This window comes from Marinobacter sp. L-13, assembly GCF_056857715.1.
This window is the reverse complement of sequence record NZ_JBSXNQ010000051.1, coordinates 103572-119740: the sequence shown is the minus strand read 5'-3', so window position 1 is coordinate 119740 and position 16169 is coordinate 103572. Positions and strand designations below refer to the sequence as shown.

At 58.3% G+C, this 16169-nt stretch carries 16 protein-coding genes and 1 other RNA gene; 13 read left to right on the top strand and 4 right to left on the bottom strand.

Translation table 11 applies throughout. From position 1 onward, the window contains the following. Positions 1-60 precede the first annotated feature (60 nt). The 6 genes from AC13DD_RS09470 (at position 61) to AC13DD_RS09445 (ending at position 3538) form a co-directional block, all read left to right on the top strand. Entirely contained in the window at positions 61-777 is a 717-nt protein-coding gene (locus tag AC13DD_RS09470) for an ABC transporter ATP-binding protein (RefSeq protein WP_104270841.1), read from the top strand. Continuing rightward, positions 774-2048, top strand: coding sequence for an ABC transporter permease (locus AC13DD_RS09465; protein ID WP_104270840.1), 1275 nt, complete (start codon positions 774-776; stop codon positions 2046-2048). The genes AC13DD_RS09470 and AC13DD_RS09465 overlap by 4 nt, the downstream gene beginning before the upstream one ends. Positions 2049-2151: 103 nt before the next feature. Continuing rightward, positions 2152-2358 carry a TIGR02449 family protein gene (locus tag AC13DD_RS09460; RefSeq protein WP_008170964.1) on the top strand — a complete coding sequence of 69 codons (207 nt, stop codon included), beginning with the start codon at positions 2152-2154 and terminating at the stop codon, positions 2356-2358. Beyond that, complete coding sequence (locus AC13DD_RS09455; protein WP_008170962.1) at positions 2358-2654, top strand: cell division protein ZapA; 297 nt, start codon at positions 2358-2360, stop codon at positions 2652-2654. The genes AC13DD_RS09460 and AC13DD_RS09455 overlap by 1 nt, the downstream gene beginning before the upstream one ends. A gap of 62 nt (positions 2655-2716) precedes the next feature. Then, positions 2717-2898: non-coding RNA, 6S RNA (ssrS, locus tag AC13DD_RS09450), on the top strand. Between the two features lie 4 nt (positions 2899-2902). Beyond that, positions 2903-3538, top strand: coding sequence for a 5-formyltetrahydrofolate cyclo-ligase (locus tag AC13DD_RS09445; protein WP_008170954.1), 636 nt, complete (start codon positions 2903-2905; stop codon positions 3536-3538). Here AC13DD_RS09445 and AC13DD_RS09440 read toward each other — a convergent pair. Both AC13DD_RS09440 and ilvA read right to left on the bottom strand, forming a co-directional pair. Next, positions 3520-3681, bottom strand: coding sequence for a hypothetical protein (locus AC13DD_RS09440; protein WP_008170953.1), 162 nt, complete (start codon positions 3679-3681; stop codon positions 3520-3522). The two genes, AC13DD_RS09445 and AC13DD_RS09440, sit on opposite strands and share 19 nt — an antisense overlap. Positions 3682-3950: 269 nt before the next feature. Further along, positions 3951-5486: a threonine ammonia-lyase, biosynthetic gene (ilvA, locus tag AC13DD_RS09435; RefSeq protein ID WP_008170952.1), complete on the bottom strand. Its 1536-nt coding sequence runs from the start codon at positions 5484-5486 to the stop codon at positions 3951-3953. A 151-nt stretch (positions 5487-5637) separates the two neighbouring features. On the opposite strand from ilvA, the gene rpiA reads away from it, so the two are divergent. The 3 genes from rpiA to ppa all read left to right on the top strand — a co-directional run bounded on the left by rpiA (position 5638) and on the right by ppa (position 8606). Beyond that, positions 5638-6318: a ribose-5-phosphate isomerase RpiA gene (rpiA, locus tag AC13DD_RS09430; RefSeq protein WP_053113131.1), complete on the top strand. Its 681-nt coding sequence runs from the start codon at positions 5638-5640 to the stop codon at positions 6316-6318. A 146-nt stretch (positions 6319-6464) separates the two neighbouring features. Continuing rightward, entirely contained in the window at positions 6465-7604 is a 1140-nt protein-coding gene (locus tag AC13DD_RS09425; RefSeq protein WP_053113132.1) for an acyl-CoA dehydrogenase family protein, read from the top strand. A gap of 474 nt (positions 7605-8078) precedes the next feature. Further along, a complete protein-coding gene (gene ppa / locus AC13DD_RS09420; RefSeq protein ID WP_008170949.1) occupies positions 8079-8606 on the top strand; it encodes an inorganic diphosphatase in 528 nt (175 codons plus the stop codon). Between the two features lie 83 nt (positions 8607-8689). On the opposite strand, the gene AC13DD_RS09415 is transcribed toward ppa, so the two are convergent. Beyond that, on the bottom strand, positions 8690-9742 hold the full coding sequence (locus AC13DD_RS09415; RefSeq protein ID WP_014578424.1) for a DUF2333 family protein: 1053 nt from the start codon (positions 9740-9742) through the stop codon (positions 8690-8692). Positions 9743-9749: 7 nt separating this feature from the next. Next, entirely contained in the window at positions 9750-11738 is a 1989-nt protein-coding gene (locus AC13DD_RS09410) for a bifunctional diguanylate cyclase/phosphodiesterase (RefSeq protein ID WP_482931078.1), read from the bottom strand. 198 nt (positions 11739-11936) lie between these two features. Between AC13DD_RS09410 and AC13DD_RS09405 the strand changes: the two genes are divergently transcribed. The 4 genes from AC13DD_RS09405 (at position 11937) to accC (ending at position 16167) form a co-directional block, all read left to right on the top strand. Next, on the top strand, positions 11937-13550 hold the full coding sequence (locus AC13DD_RS09405; RefSeq protein ID WP_008170942.1) for a diguanylate cyclase: 1614 nt from the start codon (positions 11937-11939) through the stop codon (positions 13548-13550). Between the two features lie 316 nt (positions 13551-13866). Next, a complete protein-coding gene (gene aroQ / locus AC13DD_RS09400; protein WP_008170941.1) occupies positions 13867-14307 on the top strand; it encodes a type II 3-dehydroquinate dehydratase in 441 nt (146 codons plus the stop codon). Between the two features lie 27 nt (positions 14308-14334). Further along, entirely contained in the window at positions 14335-14802 is a 468-nt protein-coding gene (gene accB, locus AC13DD_RS09395; RefSeq protein ID WP_008170940.1) for an acetyl-CoA carboxylase biotin carboxyl carrier protein, read from the top strand. Positions 14803-14820: 18 nt separating this feature from the next. Further along, on the top strand, positions 14821-16167 hold the full coding sequence (gene accC, locus AC13DD_RS09390) for an acetyl-CoA carboxylase biotin carboxylase subunit (protein ID WP_014578428.1): 1347 nt from the start codon (positions 14821-14823) through the stop codon (positions 16165-16167). The last annotated feature ends 2 nt before the right edge of the window (positions 16168-16169 follow it).

The following is a 16169-nucleotide window of genomic DNA, read 5'->3' as shown; positions in this document are numbered from 1 at the left end:
AAGACTCCTGAGATTACTATCCGGAAACCGCCATCATACACCGGGCCGACGGCAACCAACATGACCAGCAAGACAGACTCAGCCAGCAACAGTTCCCGAAGCACAGAAACTGCGATGGAAGTCAGCGGGCTCGGCTTTTCCTGGGATCCTGTCCAGCCCCGCCTCAGCTTTCCGGACATCATACTGAAACGCGGCGAACACCTTTTCCTGCACGGCCCGAGCGGCAGTGGCAAAAGCACGCTGCTCAGCCTGTTGGCAGGCATGCTTCGGCCGGCCTCTGGCACTGTCCGCGTACTCGGAACCGATATCCACCGGCTCGGTGCCGGCGCCCGCGACCAGTTCCGGGCCGACCACATGGGCGTGATCTTCCAGCAGTTCAATCTGGTGCCCTACCTGAGCACACGAGCCAACGTCACCCTGCCCTGCGGACTTTCTGAACTGCGCAGAGAGCGCACCGAACCGACCGTCGAAGACGAGGCTGAGAGATTGCTTGCCGCCCTGTCCATCCCCGCGGACCACTGGCAGAGGAAAGTCACCAGGCTAAGTATTGGCCAGCAGCAACGTATCGCAGCCGCCCGGGCGCTGATTGGCGCGCCCGGCCTGATTCTCGCGGACGAGCCGACTTCCGCACTGGATGCCGACAACCGGGACCGGTTCCTGGAACTGCTTCTAACTCTTGCGCACCGGCACAGCACCTCGGTTCTGTTCGTCAGTCACGACCAGTCCCTGGCCCGCCATTTCGATAATCAGCTGGAACTGCAGGGTGACCGGACATGAAAGCACGCCTGGCCCTGACACTCGCCCTGGCCAGCCTCTGGCACCGGAAAAAAGTACTGGCCCTGGTGTGCCTGACCCTGACCCTGAGCGTTTCCCTGTTGCTGGGCATCCAATACCTCCGCACGGAGGTCAAACAGTCCTTCACCAGCACCATCAGCGGTACAGACCTGATCATCGGCGCCCGAAGTGGCCAGTTGAACCTGCTGTTGTACACCGTGTTTCATATTGGCGATGCCACCAACAACATTCGCTGGTCGACCTATCAGGGCCTGAAACAGGATAACCGCCTGGCCTGGCTGATTCCGATTTCCCTGGGAGACAGCTACCGGGGTAATCGTGTGGTCGCCACAGATGAGAACTTTTTCAAGCACTTCCGCTACGGCCGCGACCTGCCCCTTGAACTGGATGAAGGCCAGTGGTTTGAAGGCGTCTTTGATGTAGTGTTGGGTGCCGGCGTTGCCCGCTCGCTGGCGCATCAGGTGGGCGAGCCGATCGTGCTATCCCATGGCGGTGGACGCACCAGTTTCTCCAACCACGAAGACACGCCGTTTACCGTCACCGGCATACTGGCGCCCACTGGCACGCCGGTGGACCAGGCCGTGTATATCAGCCTGGATGGCATGGAGGCCATGCACGTAGGCTGGGAATCCGGGGTCGCCATCCCCGGACGGACAATCACACCGGAGCAGGCAAAGGGCCGAGATTTCACACCCGATGCCATTACCGCCGTATTCGTTGGTATCGACCGGCAAATCCTGACCTTCCGCATACAGCGGGAAATCAACCAGTTTGCCGGCGAGCCGCTCTCGGCCATACTTCCGGGAGTAGCCCTCAGTGAACTCTGGCGGCTGATGGGCCAGTTTGAGCGAGCACTACTGGGCATAACCGGTTTTGTCGTGGTAACCAGCCTGATCGGACTGATTGCCGTACTTCTGACCCTCCAGAGCCAGCGGGCCCATGAAATTGCGGTGCTGCGGGCAACCGGTGCCTCTCCGGCGCTGATTGCCTCACTTTACATCCTCGAGTGCGTGGCTCTTGCCCTTGCCGCCTGCGTGATGGCTTTGGCCCTTGGCATGGCGGGCCTTGCACTGGCGAGCCCATGGTTACTGGCCAACTATGGCCTGCAGATTGAGCTTCGCCCATTAACGCCCGAGGAATGGACGTTAATGGCCCTGGTTCCGGTTGCCGCCTTCACCGTGGCGCTGATACCCGCCTTCAACACATGGCGCCAGAGCCGCCGGCTGGGCTTTGGCGAGGCAGCAGATCAGTGATGGGCATCACGCAGGGAACGCAATGACAAGCCTGTAAATTGACCGACTTAGCGTCCACACTTATAGTTGAGCTTAATATCATAAAACCACTGCTGGGCACGTCATGGAACAGTCCGAAGTACAGGCATTAGCGGACAAGCTGGACAGGCTGATTGAACGCTGTCAGAAACTTGAGCGGGACAACGCCACATTGCGGGAACTGCAGGACGACTGGAACCGGGAACGGGCCCAGCTGGTGCAGAAGAACGATCACGCGAAGCACAAGATCGAAGCCATGATCAGCCGCCTTAGGGCCCTGGAGCATCACTGATGGCACAGCAATCCACCACGGTTGAGGTGAAAATCCTCGACAAGGAATACCTGGTCGCCTGCCCCGAGGAAGAACAGGAGGCACTGCTGCGTGCCGCCCGGCATCTGGACAACAAAATGCGGGAAATCCGCGCCGGCGGCAAGGTTTTTGGTACCGAGCGCATTGCTGTAATGGCCGCTCTCAACATAACCCACGAACTGCTCGAGCGCGACACCATGTCCGATGCCACCAGCACCTTGCTGCGAGCCATGGACAACAAACTGGACGGAGCGCTGGGTGATGGCTCCGGTCGTTAAATCCCCGGAGAATCTCAGACAGGTGTTGCAATCGGCCCCGACACTGCCCGTATAATGAGAACAACTTCCTGGGCTGTTCGGGATAGTCGGATACGTCCTCGAGCCGATGCGCACTACCCAGGTGGCTACTTCAGGGCATTGTGAGCACGTCCCCGACAGGGGAAAGCCTAATATGTCACAGCGGCCACCGACCTTGAACTTTGGGTTCAAGGGCCACATCCGATAACGGCAGCCCGGGAAGCTTTATTTTGAGCCAGTTTATCGAGCCTCAACCGTTCCAGTCCCACCCTGATACCCTGTCGCGCAGTGAACTTCGCAAACGCCTGCGGCAGAATCGTCGCGACCTGAGCGCTGAAAAACAGCAACAGGCCGCCGAGCACCTGGCCCTCAATCTGCTGAAGAATCCAGACCTGCACCGGGCCCGGCACATTGCCATTTATCTGCCCAACGACGGCGAAATTGACCCCCACGTATACCTGGACATCGCCCGGCGCAAGGGCATCCGCTTCTACCTGCCGGTACTCCATCCGATTCATGAAGGCAGGCTGGTGTTCAGCCCCTACTACGATGGCGTGGAACTCACCGCCAACCGGTTTGGCATTCCCGAGCCAGGGTTCAGCAAAGGCCTGCGGCGCCCGGCCTGGGCACTGGATGCAGTACTGTTTCCGTTAGTGGGGTTTGACGAACAGGGCGGAAGACTGGGGATGGGAGGAGGCTTTTACGACAGAACGTTTGCCTTCAGCCGGATACGGCCAAGGCTGGCGCCGAAGCTGATTGGCCTGGCCCACGATTTCCAGAAAGTTAAGAAGCTGCCAATAGAGCCCTGGGACGTGCCCCTTCACAGCGTAGTGACCGATAAGCGACGTTACCGGTTCAGCGGCTGATTCATGACTTGAACGGAGCCAACCAGATTGGCCGCTCGTGCGTCTTTATCTTCGGAGGCGTGGATGGATGTGAAACCAGTAATCACAAGGCCGATGGCAAAAATCAGCACAATGGCTTTGATGATGTCAGGCTTGCCGCCCATGGCTTCAGTTCCTCAAAATGCGGTTTTAAAAGTGTCGGGAAATCAGATAGCTATTCTTGACTTCAAGAATCAGAAGAAAGACTAACACCTATCTGTACTTTTACAATTTTTCACAGATTAAAATTCAGTAAGCTTTGCATTCGGGGACCGGCCAGGGTCTGGCAGGGCTTTCCAAAACACGCTGTGGATACATCCCTGTACGCTTGGCTCCGCCATCCATGGCTCCGCACAGTTTTGGAAAGCCCTGCCAGACCCTGCCCTACCCAGAGTTAACTTGAACGCGCGTTGCCCTGCCCAAGAAACAGCTGATAGGCCTCGTTGTCCGTCATGTTGTCATAGCGGAAGCCAACCTTATCCAGCATTTTCTCGAAATCTTGCACTTCATCGTCGTCCACCTGGGCGCCCAGCAGAACACGGCTGTAGGCTGCACCGTGGTTGCGGTAGTGGAACATGGAGATATTCCAGCGGGTACCAAGAGACATCAGGAACTTCAGCAACGCCCCCGGACGCTCCGGGAACTCGAACTGGAACACCTTTTCGTTGGTGATGGTCGGCGCGTGGCCGCCCACCATGTGACGGATGTGCTGCTTGGCCAGATCGCTGTCGGTTAAATCGACCACCGAGTATCCGCTCTCCCGAAGATCCTGAACCAGATCCTCGCGGCCGTGACCACCCGCGGCAATCTGGATGCCAACGAAAATCGTGGCATTGGTAGCATCGGCGTAGCGGTAATTGAACTCGGTGATGCTGCGCTTGTGCAGGGCGTTGATGAAGGTCTTGAACGCGCCCGGTTTCTCCGGAATGGTCACCGCCAGGATGGCCTCGCGTTTCTCGCCCACTTCCGTGCGTTCGGAGATGTAGCGCAGACGGTCGAAGTTCATGTTGGCACCGCTCAGGGTGGCAATCAGGTTCTCGCCCTCGACTTTCTCGCGCTCGATGTATTTCTTGATGCCGGCCACACCCAGGGCACCGGCCGGCTCGGCAATGGAGCGGGTATCCTCGAACACATCCTTGATGGCCGCGCAGATTTCGTCGGTGGATACGGTGATCACCTCGTCCACGTGGTCCTTGCAGATCTCCCAGGGGTACTTACCAATCTGCTTGACTGCCACACCATCAGCAAAGATGCCCACTTCATCGAGCACCACGCGTTTGCCCGCTTTCATGGCGGCCTGGAGGCAGTTGGAGTCCTCCGGTTCGACACCAATCACCTTGATCTCGGGGCGCAGATACTTGATGTAAGCGGCCATGCCGGCAATCAGCCCGCCGCCACCAACACAGATGAAGATGGCGTGGATCGGCTTGCTGAACTGCCACATGATTTCCATGGCCACCGTGCCCTGGCCGGCGATCACATCGGGATCATCGTACGGCGGAATGTAGGTGTAGCCGTGCTTTGCGATCAACTCCTGAGCGTGGGCCGCCGCCTCGTCGAAGGCATCGCCCTTGAGAACCACCTTGGCACCGTGATCCCGTACCGAACGCACCTTGATCTCCGGCGTGGTCTGCGGCATCACAATTACCGCCTTGATCCCGAGATTCTTGGCAGCCAGCGCCACACCCTGGGCATGATTTCCGGCCGACGCACAAATGACACCCTTGGCCTTCTGCTCCTCGGAAAGCTGCGCAATCCGGTTATAGGCACCACGAATCTTGAAGGAAAACACCGGCTGAAGGTCTTCACGCTTGAGCAGAATATTGTTGCCAAAGCGCTTGGACAGACTGCGGGCTTCAGTCAGGGGTGTTTCGATGGCCACGTCATAGACGCGCGCATCGAGAATCTTCTTGATGTAGCGTTGCGGCATAGCAGTTCCGGCTTTTGGTCGATGTGTGAGTGATGACTGGCTGAGAAAAACCCACAGTGTAGAAAGTTTGCACGGCAGCCGTCTATAAGCAGAGGGCTCTTAAGCGCTATAATGCCGGCAAAGCCAACCTGATTTGCAGCCGGAGCCAATGATGAACCAGGACGAACTGAAAAAAGCCGTCGCCAAAGCCGCCATTGATTACATTGCTCCTCGTCTTGATAGCGAGAGCGTGATCGGTGTGGGCACTGGTAGCACGGCCAATTTCTTCATCGACATGCTCGCGGAACTCAAGACCGAGTTTGACGGCGCCGTTGCCAGCTCGGAGGCCACCGCCGAGCGTCTGAAAAGCCACGGCATCCCGGTTTACGACCTTAACAGTGCCGGAGAACTGGAGTTCTATGTGGACGGCGCTGACGAAACCAACGACCGCCTGGAACTGATCAAAGGCGGCGGTGCCGCGCTGACCCGGGAAAAAATCGTGGCCGCGGTTGCCAAGACCTTCATCTGCATTGCCGATGACTCCAAGATGGTCGGCGTATTGGGCAAATTCCCGCTTCCGGTCGAAGTCATTCCCATGGCCCGGAGCCATGTTGGCCGGGAAATCGTGAAACTGGGCGGTGATCCGGTCTATCGGGAAGGGGTAGTGACCGACAACGGCAACATTATCATCGACGTCCACAACATGGACATTTCCCAACCGATCCGAGTCGAAGAAAAGCTTAACAACATCGTCGGCGTGGTCACCAATGGCCTGTTCGCGCGCCGCCGCGCTGATCTCCTGCTGCTGGGAACAAAGGACGGCGTGAAAAGCATCTCCAGCGAAGGCGCCTGACCGACTTCTGTCGCTCCTCGATGTCGAAGCTGGCCTTTCGGGCCAGCTTTTTTATTGCCTGAATGAACGAACAACCAAGCGCTTGCTTGGTAATAATATTTAGGCGACACTGCTTCCCATTGATTCCGATCAGGGAGAGCCAGACCGTGTCCGAATACTTCAACGAAACCCATCAGCAGGTCCGCGCGACCGCCCGCAAGTTCATCGAAACCCACGTGTTGCCGCACATCGACGACTGGGAAGAAGCGGGTGAATTTCCCCGGGATCTCTACAAAAAAGCCGGGGATGCAGGTTTGTTGGGCATTGGCTTTCCGGAAGCATTGGGGGGCATCGGAGAGGGCGACATTTTCCTGAAAGTAGCCGTTTCTGAAGAGCTTATGCGCTCCACATCAGGCGGTCTCGTCGCTGGCCTGGGGTCTCTGGATATCGGGCTGCCGCCAGTCGCCAGATGGGCAAAAAAGGACATCCGTGAACAGATCGTGCCGCCGGTGCTGCGGGGCGAAAAAATTGCCGCCCTGGCAGTGACCGAACCCGGCGGAGGTTCCGATGTCGCCAACCTCAAAACCCGGGCCGTCCGCGATGGCGACCATTACATTGTAAACGGCAGCAAAACCTTCATCACCAGCGGCATCCGCGCCGACCACTATACGGTTGCTGTACGCACCGGTGGAGAAGGCCACGGCGGTATCAGCCTGTTGTTGATCGACCGGGACATGCCCGGATTCTCCACCGGCAAGAAACTGCGAAAAATGGGCTGGTGGGCCAGCGATACCGCCGAGCTGTTTTTCGAGGACTGCCGCGTGCCGGCCGACCGCCTGATCGGCGCCGAAAACGCCGGCTTCATCGCCATCATGAGCAATTTCCTGTTCGAGCGTCTCAGCTTGGCCATCATGGCCTACATGACCGCCCAACTGGCCTACGAAGCGGCGCTGGAATACACCCAACAACGCACGGCGTTCGGCCGCAATATCACGGGCTTCCAGGTGACCCGCCACAAGCTTGTGGATATGGCGACCCAGATCGACGTAGCCCGGGAATACACCTACCGCTGCGCCGCCCTGATGCAGGCGGGCAAAAACCCCATCAAGGAAGTGGCGATGGCCAAGAACTTCTCGGTGGATGTCTGCGAAAAGGTCACCCGGGAAGCGGTGCAGCTGTTCGGTGGCATGGGGTATATGCGGGAAACCGTCGTCGAGCGCCTCTATCGGGATGCCAAGATTCTCTCCATCGGCGGCGGCACCACCGAGATCATGAAGGAACTCATTGCCAAGCAGATCAAGCTCTGAGCTGTGGGTTCCGCGTTCGCCCTCTTGTCCTGACCCAGCTTGCTGGGTTTTGGTGGCGGGGCATGTCAGTGGCTGTTCCAAAACACGCTACGAGCACATCCATGTGCGCTTGTTTCGGGCCATCCATGGCCCTCTACAGTTTTGGAACAGCCACTGACACGCCCCGTTCGAACACTTTGCAATCCTCGTGTTGAATATTGCGTTCTTTGTTTCGGGTTTACTTCAACGGTTTTCCTCAAAGGTTCGGGCGGGTATCTGGCGGGGCTTTCCGAAAACGTGGAGCGCCAGGGATGGCGCGACCGAGCCCTACAGGGACGTATTCACGGGCGTTTTTCGGAAAGCCCCGCCAGATAGCCGCGTGCACCCAACTCAACGACCAAGGTTTAGTTTCGAACTGCAGGATACTCCCGTATAATTGCGCCCACTTTTTAACCGCAGTTAAACGTACCTTTAACGTACCAGGAAGGATCGCACATGCAATTCGACAACATCCCCGCAGGCAAGAACCCGCCTGAAGACATCTACGTTGCTATCGAAATCCCGGCCAACAGCTCCCCGGTGAAGTACGAACTGGACAAAGACATGGGCGCCCTGCTGGTAGACCGCTTCATGGCGACCCCCATGTTCTACCCGGCCAACTACGGTTTCATCCCGCACACCCTGGCCGACGACGGTGACCCCCTGGACGTACTGGTTGTAACCCCCTACCCGATCCAGGCCGGTTCCGTGATTCGCTGCCGCCCGGTGGGTGTGCTGAACATGGAAGACGAAGCCGGTGGCGACGCCAAGCTGGTTGCAGTTCCCCATGACAAGCTGACCACCACTTACCATGACGTGAAGGAAATTGACGATCTGCCCGAGCTGCTGCGCGACCAGATCAAGCATTTCTTCGAGAACTACAAGACGCTCGAGCCCGGCAAGTGGGTAAAAGTGCAAGGCTGGGACAACGCCGACGCCGCCAGGAAAGCCATCGTGGATTCCGTTAACGCCTACAAAGGCTAAGCCGGACTCTTCTTGGTTTGATGGCATAAAAAAACCGGGCTTAGCGCCCGGTTTTTTTGTTTCTGGATCGAACTCTCCTGTCATCAGCCCCGGGACAGCAGGTCCCGCATGTCACTGATCGCCGAGTTGGCGCGGGAAAGGTAGGCGGCCATGGTCAGCGAGTGGTTGGCCAGTACGCCAAAGCCGCTGCCATTGAGAATCACCGGGCTCCACATTTCGCCCTGAGCGCCCTCAAGCTCGATGATCACCTGCCGTACGCTGGCCATGGCGTTCTTGTCCTGCAGCACTTTCCGGAAATCCACTTCAATTGCCCGGAAGATGTGCAGAAGCGCCCAGGAGCTGCCGCGGGCCTCATAGAAAACGTCATCAATTTTGGTCCAGGGTGTCTTCACGTCTTCTCCGGTCGCTTCCTCAGCAAGAGGATCACCGGAGTTCATGGTGATCACCGAGTCTGATACCGATGCCTTGCCGACACTCTCACCAAGTGTACGGGACAGACTTCCCAGGCGAGTCTCCAGGTCCGCCAACCAGTTGCTCAGGTTATCCGCTCGGGCGAAAAACTGGGCGTCGGCCTGTTCCGGGCTCGACAGCCGGTCAAGGTAACGCTTCAGAGCGGTAATACCCCGACGGTACTCGGCCTCGGTAGACGGGATTGCCCAGCTCTCGCTGTCGAAATGGAACTGGGGCTCGGCGATCGTCAGATCCCGATCTTCCGCGGACTGACTTTGCGAGCGGCTGATGTCTTTGCGCATGGCGCGCGAAAGATCCCGAAGCTGAACCAGAACGCCGTACTCCCAGTTCGGCATGTTATCCAGCCAGAGTCCAGGCGGGAAAATGTCGTTGGAAATATAGCCACCAGGCTTGTCTAACAGGGTTTCTGCGATACGAATCATGGTGACCGTGGTGGCAAAGCCGGTAATGGGCTCCCTTTCCATCGTGTTGGCCACCGACCTCGTGTGCTCGCGCACCGAGAAGGTGTCCGGCTCGCTGCTCCAGATCATGCCGAGCACCAGCGCCACCAGCAGGTAGACCACAACCAACGCCAGAATCAGTTTGCCAATTACGCCGCTGCCGCCGGCATAATCCTGAACATCGTCTTTCTTGTCCTTGAAGTACTGTCTGATTTTGCCTGGCATATGACTTTTAATCCCCTGTCTGTTGATTGTCAGCGGCAAACGGCCTGCCCAGATGGTAACCCATGGCCCCGTCGATACCCAGTTTACAGAGTACCGAGTATTCCGCGGCAGTTTCCACTCCTGTGGCGAAGACTTTCACGCCACGACTGTGAGCGATGGCCACCACAGACTCAAGGTAGAAGCGGTTATCTTCATGGGTGTCGATATTGTGGATGAAGCTGTTGTCGATACGCAGGGCCTGAAACCTCAGATTTCTCAGGTAACTGAACGGTACGCCTCCCACCCCGAAGCGGTCGACCAGTACCGGAACACCGAGTCGCCCCAACGCCCGGACCAGTAGGCCCACCGCGGTCCGGTGGTGATGGATTGCCTGTTCTGAAATACCGATCCAGAGATTCCTTGCCGGCGAACCAGCCTGCCGCAGCTGGTCCAGCAAATCCGTGCGAAATGCCTCGCTGGCCACGGAGGCATTACCAAGCGAGACCGCCAGCGGCTGATCCGGGCTCTGTTTCAGGCAATCGAGCACCCGCTGGACCAGCAGACGATCAAGTTCCGAGATCAGCCCGAAACGCTCAGCCATTGGTACAAAAGTGCCTGCCTTCAAGGCCCCTTCGGCGGAATCGATCCGGGAAAACACCTGATGATAGACCGGCATGAGCCGGCCCTCGTTCACCATAGGCTGGAGCCACAGCGACAGGGCCTGCCGGCGGATCGCCTGACTGATAATCACCCGCCAGGTTTCGAGGTTGTGATGGCCGTCTTTCTCAGGGTCAGCCAGATGGCAGCCACTCTCGGCCCTGCTCTGGGCAGCGCGCAATGCTTCGTCCGCGGCCGCCATCAGATCCCGGGCACCACGCCCCTCAAGGGTTCTCGCCAGCCCGGCATGAACAGAGGTGTCCATCGGCGAAGCAAGATCTGCATAGACCCCATCGAGGTCCGTGACCAACTGACGACACCAGACACCGGCATCAGCCGGCATCGCACCGGGCAGAAAAATGGCAAATTCGGCGCCCGTTCGGCGCCCGGCAAACGACCCGGCATGCTGCATGACGAATTCGCCAATCCAGGTTGCTACCCTCAGCAGCAACCGGTCGGCCTCGCTCCGGCCATAGGCCTGGTTATATCCCGAAAAGTCGGCCAGTTGAATCAGCATGAGAATTCCGGGTGCCGCCTTTTCCTCGGACTCCACCTCCACCTTCAGGCGCTGGTCGAAGGCACTCCGGCTGGCCAGCCCGGTGACCGAATCCTCGTTGTTTACCCGGCGCAGGTGCTGAATGAGTTTCGCCTGGCCTTCGAAGAGCTGGCCGAGGTCATCCGCCATCCGGTTCATGGCGTCGGTCACCTGATTGATCTCGCGGGTCGACTTGATAGAGACCCGCCTCCTGAAATCCCGCTGCCCGAGGGCCTTTGCCTGATCCTCCAGTGCATGAAGCGGGCGCAGGGTACGACGAAGCAGAAGGAAAACCGCAAACAGTCCAATCCCCCCGATGACGGCAGTACTGGCAGTCAACCCGACGGTGATTCGCCAGAGGTCCTCATAGGCGCGACCGGGATGGCTGATTACCTGCACGGTTCCCAGACGGCTCCAGCCACGGACGACTTCTGCCTCGGCAACTGGCAGCGGAAGATCTGCGAGGTCGCGGAACCAGGCGGGGACAGCCACTTTATTGAGCGTCATGGCCCGACCGGCAACCTGCTCGCCCTGATGATTCAGATAGCTGACTGACAGGTAGCGGCCACTATCAAACACCGCATCAATGAGGGAGGCGGAGGCGACCGGATCGCGGCCGTCGATGGCATTGGACAGGGACAACCCGATGGCCGTGGCCCCGTCACGGGCATGACCTGCCAGCTGATCCGAGACATAGTCCCGGAAATAACCGTAGCTGGTGATAAACACCGCAACCAACAGACTTCCGGTCAACACCAGAAGCAGGGTTCGCAATGTGACCGCACCCTGTTGCGTCTGCTTCAGGGGGATGTGCTTCCGTGCCATGGGGAGCTTCTCCGCATTGGCTGTGAGCCAGCCGGCCAGGTGTTTGTGACCTGCACCGCAGAGTTGACAAACATTTACATAGCGCAACCTACGCCGACAACATTAAACACTATAGACTCTGCAAAAGGACTAAGGTTGAAAAATCGTCCACACCGGGAAAGGACGACCAATAATGAAAAAGAGACAGGCCCGAGCAACATGAACGACGAAAGCCAGAAAGAAAAACTCAGGCAGCATTTCGCACGCCGTGTGACAACCCAGGCCCGGGTTGTTCTGGATACCTGGCAGAAAATTCACGAGGACCGGGACAAGGCTTCGGCCCACCGCAACGAGTTCGCCGCGGCTACGGACAAACTGGTGCGCTACGCCCAGCGGTTTGAAATGGACAGCCACGCCCGGGCCGGTCAGACCACGCTGGCGCTGATCAACCAGTGGGAACCCGGATCTGCCCTGAACGAGAGCCTCGAGCGACAACTGCAGGATGCCATCGAGACCTTGTCCCAGAGCACTCTGCGCAGGACCGACCTCAACAGTTCTGAAGCGCCCCACCAATTTCGTCGAACCCCGGTTTACATTGCCCTGGCCAACCAGGAAATGGCAGCCCGCCTGATCCGGCAGCTGGAATTCTTCGGCTTCCGGGCATCCGCTTTTGCCAATGCCGATGAACTGACCGAAGCCTGCGCACTGCACAAGCCGGAAACCATCCTGGTAGACGTCAATTTTGGCGGCTCGCCCAATGCCGGCATTACCACCATCGAACGCCTGCAGGAACGACACGATACGCCGATTCCGATTATTTTCATGAGTGACGAGGACGGTTCTATCGAGACCCGTCTGCAGGCTTCCCGCTGCGGCGGGGAAGAGTTCTTCTACCCTGCTGTCGATCCGGGGCAACTGATCGAAAAGATCGAGACCTACACCCACGGCAACACCGTGGAGCCCTACAAGGTCCTGGTTCTGGATGATTCCCGGGCCCAGGCGAAATATATGGAAACGGTTTTGAAGAAAGCGGGTATGACCGCCCACATCATCACCGACCCGATGCAGATCATCCACGCCCTGGAGGAGTTCTCGCCGGAGATCATCATCCTGGACATGTATATGCCGGGCTGTACGGGCATGGAAATCGCCCGGGTGATCCGCCAGCAGGACCGTTTTCACAGCGTGCCCATCATTTACCTCTCGGCCGAGGAAGACGTGACGAAACAGCTCCATGCCATGAGCCTGGGCGGCGACGACTTCCTGACCAAACCGATCGACCCGAAACACCTGATTGCCACGATCCACAATCGCGGGCGACGCGCCCGCTCGTTGCTGGCCCTGATGATTCGCGACAGCCTGACGGGCCTGTTCAACCACACCCACACCCTCCACCTGCTGGACCAGGAGATCGTGCGGGCGCGCCAGAAACAACAGCCGCTGTGCTTTGCGATGATCGACATCGACTATTTCAAGAAGGTGAACGATACCTTTGGCCACCCGATCGGCGACCGGGTACTGCGCAGCCTGTCGATGTTCCTCAAACAACGCCTGCGCAAGACCGACCACATCGGACGCTACGGTGGTGAGGAATTTGCCATCATCCTGCCCAACACCCGTCCGAGCGATGCCCGGAACGTTCTCAATGAAATCCGGGAGCGATTCTCCGAGTTGCAGCAACCGGCCGGCGACCGGGAATTCAATGTCACCTTCAGTTGTGGCATCGCAGCCTGGGACGACGACACTTCCCAGGCACTGTGCGAGCGGGCCGACCGTGCGCTGTACAGCTCCAAGGAGCTTGGCCGCAACTGCGTAACCCTGGCAGATTCCTGAATCCGGGCCGTGCCGCGGCCCGAATCCCTCCCCCCAGACTTTTCAGACAATTTTCGGTCGGGCATGGCTCAGTCACTGCCCGGCTGCTACCTTTTATGAAACCAACGTCGTATGGAAGTTCGTTCCGCCGTTCACGACAATGATTGTCATCAGCGGAAAGATCCCGTTTCGATTCATTTGCCGGCTTTTTACGACCAATGGACAACAGGAACGATTGTCAAAAAGTGTTGATCTGAACAAAACAAGCACGCACCATTGGGGGAACATGCCGTTAAAATCGGCGATCCTGTAAAAAGACATCAAGGCAGACAGAACCATGTCGACAATTCTCGTGCTCCACGGACCCAACCTCAACATGCTCGGTACCCGCGAGCCGGAGGTCTATGGTTACGAGACACTGGCAGACATCGACGACCGGTTGCGCTCACTGGCAGCAGAGCATGGGCATCATCTGCTGCACCTGCAATCAAATGCCGAATACGAACTGATTGAGCGGGTTCACGAGGCGCGGGCGGAAGGCGTGGACTTCATCATCATCAACCCCGCCGCCTTCACCCATACCAGCGTTGCCCTGCGCGACGCCATGCTGGCCTCGGGAATTCCATTTATAGAAGTGCATCTTTCGAACGTGCATGCCCGGGAACCGTTCCGGCATCACTCCTATTTCTCGGATATCGCCGAAGGCGTTATCTGTGGGCTGGGTAGCCAGGGGTACGACCTCGCACTCCAGGCAGCCCTGAAACGCATTCACCGATAGACCTGACAAAACGGGACTGGACTGACTATGGATATTCGTAAAATCAAGAAACTGATTGAGCTGCTCGAGGAATCTGACGTCGAGGAGCTGGAGATTCACGAGGCCGACGATTCGGTACGCATCTCCCGCCGGCGTGAACCGGCTGCCGGCACCCAGTACGTGAGCCACTACCCTGCGCCAGCGCCTGCCCAGCAGCCAGCTCCGGCGCCGGCAGCGTCCGCTCCGGCTTCGGAAGAGTCCTCTGCGCCAGCGGCCCCGGCCGGACACAGCGTGAAGTCTCCCATGGTAGGCACTTTCTATCGCTCACCCTCGCCCACCGCCAAGGCGTTTGTGGAAGTTGGCCAGACCGTCAATGTGGGTGATGTCATCTGCATCGTGGAAGCCATGAAGATGATGAACCAGATTGAGGCCGACAAGAGCGGCACCATCCAGGACATCCTGGTCGAGAATGGCCAGCCGGTTGAGTTTGACCAGCCCCTGGTCGTCATTTCCTGAACGCGGTGATAGCTACTCATGGCCATGTTAGAAAAAGTTCTGATCGCAAACCGGGGTGAAATTGCCCTCCGGATTCTGCGCGCCTGCAAGGAGCTGGGCATCAAGACAGTGGCAGTGCATTCCCAGGTCGATCGCGACCTGATGCACGTACGGCTTGCCGACGAGTCTGTCTGTATTGGCCCGAACAGCGCGACCGACAGCTACCTGAACATCCCTACCATCATCAGCGCCGCCGAGGTAACCGATTCCGTGGGTATTCACCCCGGCTACGGCTTCCTTGCCGAGAACGCCGATTTTGCCGAACAGGTGGAAAAGAGCGGGTTCCGCTTCATCGGCCCCAAGGCCGAGACTATCCGGCTGATGGGCAACAAGGTGTCCGCCATCAACGCCATGATCAAGGCCGGCGTTCCGACCGTGCCGGGCTCCGATGGCCCGCTGGACGACGATGAAGAGCGGACCCTGAGGATTGCCAAGGAAATTGGCTACCCCGTCATGATCAAGGCGGCTTCCGGTGGCGGCGGCCGCGGGATGCAGGTGGTCCATTCTGAAGCGGCCCTGCTCAAGGGTGTCCAGATCACCCAGAGCGAGGCCAAAAATGCCTTCGGCGACCCGACGGTTTACCTCGAGAAGTTCCTGGAAGCCCCGCGTCACGTGGAAGTGCAGGTACTTGCCGACATGCATGGCAACTGCATTCACCTGGGCGATCGCGACTGCTCCATGCAGCGCCGGAACCAGAAGGTAATAGAGGAAGCACCGGCTCCGAACATCAATCCGGAATCCCGGGAACGCACCCTGAAAGCCTGTACCGATGCCTGTAAGGAAATCGGTTATGTGGGCGCCGGTACGTTCGAGTTCCTGTATCAGGACGGCGAGTTCTATTTCATCGAAATGAACACCCGTGTCCAGGTAGAACATCCGGTCTCCGAGATGGTCACCGGTGTTGATATCGTCCGCGAACAGCTCCGCATTGCCAGCGGCCTTCCGCTGCAATACACCCAGGACGACATCCGGATTTCCGGCCACGCCATGGAGTGCCGGATCAACGCCGAGGATCCGAAAACCTTTATCCCCAGCCCCGGCAAGGTTAAACACTTCCATGCCCCGGGCGGTAATGGTGTGCGGGTGGATTCTCACCTGTACAGCGGTTACACGGTTCCCCCCTACTACGATTCCCTGGTGGCCAAACTGATCACCTGGGGCGACGACAGGGACATTGCCCGGCGCCGGATGAAGAACGCGCTGGACGAACTGGTGGTCGAGGGCATCAAGACCAATCAACCACTGCATCGGAAACTGGTACGCGATGGTGGCTTTAAACAGGTAGACTTCACCATCCACTACCTTGAGAAACTGATGCGGGATTAATC